General features: G+C 74.1%; 6 protein-coding genes. 2 read left to right on the top strand and 4 right to left on the bottom strand.

What is annotated here, in order from left to right; translation table 11 throughout:
- Positions 1 to 924 precede the first annotated feature (924 nt).
- Both Ani05nite_RS16260 and Ani05nite_RS16255 read right to left on the bottom strand, forming a co-directional pair.
- Entirely contained in the window at positions 925 to 2388 is a 1464-nt protein-coding gene (locus Ani05nite_RS16260) for a glycosyltransferase 87 family protein (RefSeq protein ID WP_203769199.1), read from the bottom strand.
- A gap of 102 nt (positions 2389 to 2490) precedes the next feature.
- Positions 2491 to 3033: a DoxX family membrane protein gene (locus tag Ani05nite_RS16255; RefSeq protein WP_203769197.1), complete on the bottom strand. Its 543-nt coding sequence runs from the start codon at positions 3031 to 3033 to the stop codon at positions 2491 to 2493.
- A 94-nt stretch (positions 3034 to 3127) separates the two neighbouring features.
- Here Ani05nite_RS16255 and Ani05nite_RS16250 point away from each other — a divergent pair, with 94 nt between their 5' ends.
- Positions 3128 to 3610, top strand: coding sequence for a GNAT family N-acetyltransferase (locus tag Ani05nite_RS16250; RefSeq protein ID WP_203769196.1), 483 nt, complete (start codon positions 3128 to 3130; stop codon positions 3608 to 3610).
- Here Ani05nite_RS16250 and Ani05nite_RS16245 read toward each other — a convergent pair.
- Positions 3607 to 4809, bottom strand: a complete 1203-nt coding sequence (locus Ani05nite_RS16245) for an ATP-binding protein (RefSeq protein WP_203769195.1) — start codon at positions 4807 to 4809, stop codon at positions 3607 to 3609. The two genes, Ani05nite_RS16250 and Ani05nite_RS16245, sit on opposite strands and share 4 nt — an antisense overlap.
- A gap of 90 nt (positions 4810 to 4899) precedes the next feature.
- The gene (locus Ani05nite_RS41065) at positions 4900 to 5595 is read right to left on the bottom strand and encodes an LppU/SCO3897 family protein (RefSeq protein ID WP_239130045.1); all 696 of its coding nucleotides are present in this window, start codon (positions 5593 to 5595) and stop codon (positions 4900 to 4902) included.
- A gap of 173 nt (positions 5596 to 5768) precedes the next feature.
- Here Ani05nite_RS41065 and Ani05nite_RS16235 point away from each other — a divergent pair, with 173 nt between their 5' ends.
- A complete protein-coding gene (locus Ani05nite_RS16235; RefSeq protein WP_239130044.1) occupies positions 5769 to 6470 on the top strand; it encodes a prepilin peptidase in 702 nt (233 codons plus the stop codon).
- Positions 6471 to 6493: the final 23 nt, after the last annotated feature.

Raw genomic sequence — 6493 nt, 5'->3', positions numbered from 1 at the left:
CCGCGTTCCGCTCGGCCCTCGTTCCGCTCGGCCCTCGTTCCGCTCGGCCCTCGTTCCGCTCGGCCCTCGTTCCGCTCGGCCCTCCTTCCGCTCCGCGGGGCCTCGCTGAACTCTCGTTCGCTGCTGGCCTCCCAAGGTCGGCGCTCGCGGGGCAGCCACAGCCCCGAGCTCCCCGCTTGCTTGGATCTTGATGCGCCCGCGCCCGAAATCCCGCTCGTGCTCCACAAGATCCGCACGGGCAGGGGCGGACTGCGCCGACGGGGTGCAGCCCGTCCGCGCTCGGCGGGGCGACCCACCCAGGCGCCTCGAGACCTCCCGGGAGTGGCCCATAGCCCGGGCCACCCCGCAGGGGCGCCCATGCTGGCAACTTGGGGATGCCAATACTGGCGACCGGGTGGGAGTGCCCGTGCTGGCAACTTCGCGGGAGCGCCGTGCTAGCGATCCGCGGGATGGCCCGTGCTGACAAACCGCGGGATGGCCCGTGCTGGTGACTTGCGGGAGGGCCCGTGCTGGCGATCCGAGGGAGGGCCCGTGCTGGTGACTTGCGGGAGGGCCCGTGCTGGCGACCCGCGGGAGGGCCCGTGCTGACAACCCGTGGGGGCGCCCGTGCTGGTGACCGGCGGGATGTCCGTGCTGACAGCCGGCGGGAGTGCCCACGTCGGCAACCTTGTGGAGATGCCCAGGCCTGGCCTCGACCAGGAGCCGTCCTGGCGCGGTATTCGCCATCCCTAGTCGACCATGGGCTCACGCCGACCCTCGCCGATGGTGTCTGGGCGGGTGCGCAGACCAGCGATGCCGCCGCCCATCGGCTCCTTCTACACAGCGTGATCCGCCATCGCCAACGGACCGCCGGAGCAAGCCCGCCCCAACTGATGCGCGGGGTGGATCGACGGGCCGCGGGTCGGGGGGCCGCCCAGGACTCGATCAGCGGCCCGGTTCTCGTGGGGGTGGGATCGTTGCCGCCGGCAGGGGGCCGCCCGGGCGGTTCCTCGGCTCGCCCACCCGGCGGTCCGGGCTCGGCTGCCACTTCTCGGCGTTCGCTCCCGCCGCGGCCGTGGTCCGGCGGGGTCTTGTCGGTGTGCGGCCGAGCCAGCGGTTGATCGGGAACGCCGGTGCCACGCCCGGCCGCCACGGCAGGGCGTTGACCAGCAGGACCAGGGCGAGCGCGTAGCAGTTGGCCGAGAACGGGTCGTGCAGGCTCCACATCGGAGCCAGCACGAACAGGAGGTACGTCGTCCCGGCGGCGACGGCGAAGGCCAGTCCGGGGCGGCGGGTTCGGCCGGGGGTCGTTCGGGTCGCTCGGCGGCGGGCCGCGGCGTCGATGAGGATCAGGATCGTCGGCAGGATCCAGATCAGTTCGTGGGTGCCGGTCACCGGGCCGACGATCGCCCCCGTCAGCCCGATCAGCGTGAACGCCGCGATCTCGTCGCCGTCGGCGTGCGCGGACCGGGCCCGGATCAGCCCGACCGCGATCAGCAGCAGCGAGAACGACAACCACAGCAGCACCGGCGCGGTCGTCGAGTCGTAGATGCGGGCCAGCACCCCGGCGAGCGACTGGTTGACGATCGCGTCGACCGGGCCGGTGCGGTCGATGCGCCACAGCACCTCGCCGAACCAGGCCGCGGTCTCGTCCGGACTGATCAGCAGCGCCGCGACGGCAGCGCTGGCCGCCGTGCCCGTGGCGGTCAGGGCCGCCCGCCACTGTTTGGTCACCGTCAGGTACACGATGAAGAACGCCGGGGTCACCGCCAGCGCCGTCGCCAGGCCCACCCCCAGTCCCGCCCAGGCGCCGGTGGCCCAGCCGCGCCGCAGGAGATCGGCGGGGGTGCGGCCGCGGGGCGGTGACGAGGCCGGCCGGCCGGGCCACCACGCCGCCCGGCTGCGCGCCCACGCGCCCCGTCGCAGGGCCACGATGTCGGCCGTGACCAGGCCGAACACCAGCAGGTCGAGGGTGCCGAGGCCGAGCGCCGCGCGTACCGGCTCCACGGTCAGGGCGAGCGCGCTCGCGGCCAGCACCACCGGCCACGGCCGGCGGCCGTAGCGGCGGGCCACCGGGCCGACCAGCGCCACCATGGAGAGGCCGAGCGCGGCCACCCCGGCCAGGGCGGTCAGCCAGCCGGCGAGCGCCAGCGGCAGGAACGCCGCGGGGGAGACCAGGAACAGCGCGGGCGGCGGCAGGGCGGTGCCCAGGTTGGTCAACGGCGAGCGGTACGAGTACAGGCCGTCACCCGCCCAGGCGTGGATCAGCGCCGCCCGGTTGACGGCCAGGCCGCTGAAGCCGTACCGCTGGGCGATCGTGGTGATCGCCGCCAGGACACCGACCCAGGCGAGCAGGACCACGACGCACCTGGTCGTGGCCGGACGCGCGGCAGTCCGCATCGCGGGCATGGCGCGACCTCCCCGTGGCTCGATCCGGCGTGACCGCGCCGGTCTCGAGCGCGCCGCCCTGGTGCTTCGACGGCTTAACGCCGGGCGAGCCCGTTAGGTGATTTATCCGGGGATCTTGCGCGCGGCCGCCGCGGAGACCGTGGCGATCTTGGCTTCGCGCTTGGCCGTGCGCACCGCGCGGCGTACCGAGCGCTGCGAGCGGTCCACCGCGTGGCTGGTCCGGTAGCTGATTCCCGGCTTGCCCTGGGTGTCGACCGCGGCGAGCAGCAGCCCGCCGAGCAGGCCGAGGTTCTTCAGGAAGTGGGTCTCGTGCTGGGTGCGCTCCGGCTGCGGGTACGTCCAGAACGGATGCCCGGCCAGGGTCGTGGGCACCAGCCCGGCCGCGAGCACGGCGGCGGCGGGCCGGGTGAACCGGCCGCGGGCCAGCAGCAGCCCGGCGACGACGTCGGCGGCGGCCTTGGCCCGCACGAGGTTGCGCGCGTCGCTGGGCAGGCGGGGGTCCACTCGCTCGATCAGCGGCCCGACCTTGTCGGTCACCCGCTTGGCCGCGGTGACCTTGGAATCCGGGTCGAGCACGATGCGGGCTCCGCTGACCACGAAGATGGCGCCGAGCATGGCACGGGCGGCAGTACGCACAGGCTTCATAGCCCCGTTATACCCGGATCCGCGCGGGCGTGCCGGGTGAGTGGACAAGGGTGCGGGGTCCGGGTGCGCCCCGCCTTCCGTAGGGTTCGGGGGTATGACCGAGGTGCGGATCGAGCAGCCTGAGGACGCGGACGGCGTACGGCGTCTCCTGGAGTCGGCGTTCGGCGGTGAGGACGAGGCGCGGCTGGTCGCGGCGCTGCGGCCGACCCACGCGTGGCTTCCCGAGTTTTCCGTCGTCGCCGAGGAAAACGGTCGCGTGGTCGCGTACGCCCTGCTCAGCAGGGTGATGGTCGGCGGCGAGGAGGCGCTGGCGCTGGGACCGGTGGCCGTCACGCCGCCGCGGCAGCGCCAGGGGCTGGGCAGCAGTGTCGTCCGGGACGCGCTGCGCCGGGCCACCGAGGCGCGGGAACGGCTCGTGCTGGTGCTCGGCGAGCCGGCGTACTACCGGCGGTTCGGGTTCGTGCCGGCCGCGCCGTACGGGATCACCAGCCAGTGGTCCGCGGCGGGTGACGCCTGGCAGCTGCTGGCGCTGCGGCCGGTCGAGGCCCGCTACCCCGCCGCGTGGCGCGCCCTTTAGGGCTGCGTGCGCAGGTAGCGGCCGAAGTGCGGGACGGTGAAGGCGACCGTGCCGCGCTCGCCCGAGTAGATCAGGCCCTTCTTGATCAGCGCGTCGCGGGCGGGCGACAGGCTGGCCGGGCGCCGGGACAGCGCGGCGGCGATGTCGGCGGTCGGCACCGCCGCGTCCATGTCGTTCTCCGAGTCGCCGGAGAGCGACGCCATCGCGCGCATGTACTCCCGTTCCGCCGGGGTGGCCCGTTCGAACCGGGAGCCGAAGAAGCCGACGGCCAGCTCGGCCTCGGCCTCCGGCGCCGCCACCCGGACGTCCTCCGCGGTCACCGGCGAGGTCGGCGCGTGGTCCCAGGTCGCCTTCCCGTACGCCTGCACGAAGTACGGGTACCCGCCCGACTTCTCGTAGAGCAGGTCCAGCGCCTTGGGCTCGTACTCGACGTCCTCGCGGGCGGCCGGCGCGCACAGGGCGAGGTCGGCGGCGATCCGGTCGAGGCGGTCGATGCGCTGGTAGCGGAAGAGCCGTTCCGAGTAGGACTTCGCCGCGGAGAGCACCGCCGGCAGGTGCGGCAGGCCGGCGCCGACCACGATGAGCGGCGCGCCGAGCTGGGACAGCTCGTGGCAGGCGGCGCAGAGCGCGGAGACGTCGGCCGGGCCGAGGTCCTGCATCTCGTCGATGAACAGCGCGATGCCCGTGCCCACGTCGGTGGCCAGCGACGCCGCGTCGGTGAACAGCTCGACCAGGTCGATCTCGATGTCGCCGGAGTCGGCCCGGCCGCGGGCGGGCGGCACGTCGATGCCGGGCGTCCAGCGGTCGCGCAGCTTCGCCGTGGAGTCGTTGGCCCGCAGCGCGAACGCCTTGAGCACGGCCAGCACCTCGTCGACGCGGTCCGGGTTGCGGTGGTGCGGGGTCAGTTCGCGGATCGCCATGTGCAGCGCCGCGGAGACCGGGCGGCGCAGGGACTGGTCCGGGCGGGCCTCGATCTTGCCGGTGCCCCAGAGCCGGCCGATGGCCGCCGAGCGCAGGGTGTTGAGCAGCACCGTCTTGCCGACGCCGCGCAGTCCGGTCAGGACGAGGCTGCGCTCGGGGCGGCCTCGCGCCACCCGTTCCAGCACGATGTCGAAGGCGTCCAGCTCACGGCCGCGACCGGCCAGCTCGGGTGGGCGCTGGCCGGCGCCGGGAGCGTAAGGGTTGCGGACCGGATCCACGGATAGCACCGTATCGGGCTCTCTAGGCGGAACGCTAGAGTTCGCAATCGATTGCCCTCTAACGGTATCTAGCGATAAAGCTAGAGAAGGCTAGCCGTCGCCATACTCGCGGAGGCACAGCACGAAGTCGAGGCTGTCGAGCTCGCTGTCGTAGAAGTACCACTTGGTGTACTTCGCCACCTTGCTGCACTTGGACTCGGCGTCGGCCTCGCCGGTGGTGCGGCCGTCCACCCGCTTGAGCACCTCGTATGTGCCGCTGGCACAGGAGACGATCTTGAGGTCGGGGCTGTCGTCCGCCGTACCCTCGTTGCGCACGCACTGGCCCTTGCTGACGAAGCGCGCGTCCTCGCTGCTCTGGGGCTCCGGCACCGCGTCGTTGGTGGCGCTGGCCGGCGCCGTCGGCGTCAGCGACTGCCCGGCCCGCGGGTTGCCGCCGCGCTGCACCAGCCAGGCCGCCGTGGCCAGTCCGCTCAGGATCAGCAGCCCGAGCACGACCACCAGGGCGATGATCGGGGTGTTCCGCCGGCGCGGCGGAGGCATCGTGGGCTGCTGCCACACCGGCGGCACGCCGTTCAGCGGCGCCACCGGGTAGCCGGTGTAGCCGGCGGAATTCTCGTGCGAGGGCGGCACCGACATCGGCTGGCCGCCCCAGGCGGTGTCCGGCACCGGCGCGGCGTGCGTGGCGGCGTCACCCCACGGGTCGGCGGGCTCCGTGTAGGGCTCGTCGGAACCAGATGATCCGCCGGCCGGCCAGCCCTGGCCGGGATAGGGGCCGTTCTGCGACATCGGGGTTCCTCCAGGCGCGGGTTCGCTGTAGGCCACCGTAGCGTGCACGACCGGCTCGTTCTCTCCCGGAATCGCGCCGACCCGGGCTCAACTCGGCTACAAGGGGGCCATTCGCCGCGTCTGTCGGCAACGCGACGCGGCCGGCGCCCGCCGGACCACTACCGTTCAGCCCCATGTCGAGCTCGGTGACGGTGTGCGCGGCCGTCTTCGGCGGCGCGGCGGCCGCCTTCGTCCCCTGCCCCGCGCACCGCCTGGCGGTGCCGCGCGGCACCCGGCCGAGATCCACGTGCGCCGACTGCACGGCCGCGGTGGCGACCTGGGTACGCGCCGGAGCGCCCTGTCGCTGCGCCCGCCCCCCGGTGTGGACGGTGACGACGGGTGTGCTGGTCACGGGCCTGCTGGGCGCCACGATCGGCCCCGCGCCCCGGCTGCTCGTGCTGCTGCCCGCGGCGCTGCTGGGCCTCCTGCTGGCCGTGATCGACTTCCGCTGTCTGCGCCTGCCGGACCCGCTGGTGGCGCTGCTGGCGGCCGGCACGGCGCTCCCGCTCGGCGCCGGCGCCCTGCTGGCCGGCGAGCCGGCCCGGGTCGGCCGGGCCGCGCTGGCCGCGCTGATCAGCGGGGTGTTCTACCTGATCATCGCCCTGCTCCCGGGGGCCGGGCTCGGTGCGGGCGACGTCAAGCTGGCCACGGTCCTCGGCTTCGTGCTCGGCTTCCTCGGCTGGCCGGCGCTGGCGCTCGGGCTCCTGACGCCCCACCTGATCAACGGTCCGATCGCGGTGGCCCTCCTGCTCACCCGCCGGGCAGCGCGCCGGACCGCGCTGCCGCTGGGGCCGGCCCTGCTGGCCGGGGCCCTGCTCGGCATCCTGCTGTCCTGAGGTCACCCCACCGGGCCGGCCGT

Source organism: Actinoplanes nipponensis, assembly GCF_016862275.1.
In the GTDB taxonomy this organism is placed as follows: Bacteria; Actinomycetota; Actinomycetes; order Mycobacteriales; family Micromonosporaceae; genus Actinoplanes; species Actinoplanes nipponensis.
Note: the sequence above shows the minus strand (reverse complement) of the source record. Positions and strands in the feature narration are given on the sequence as shown.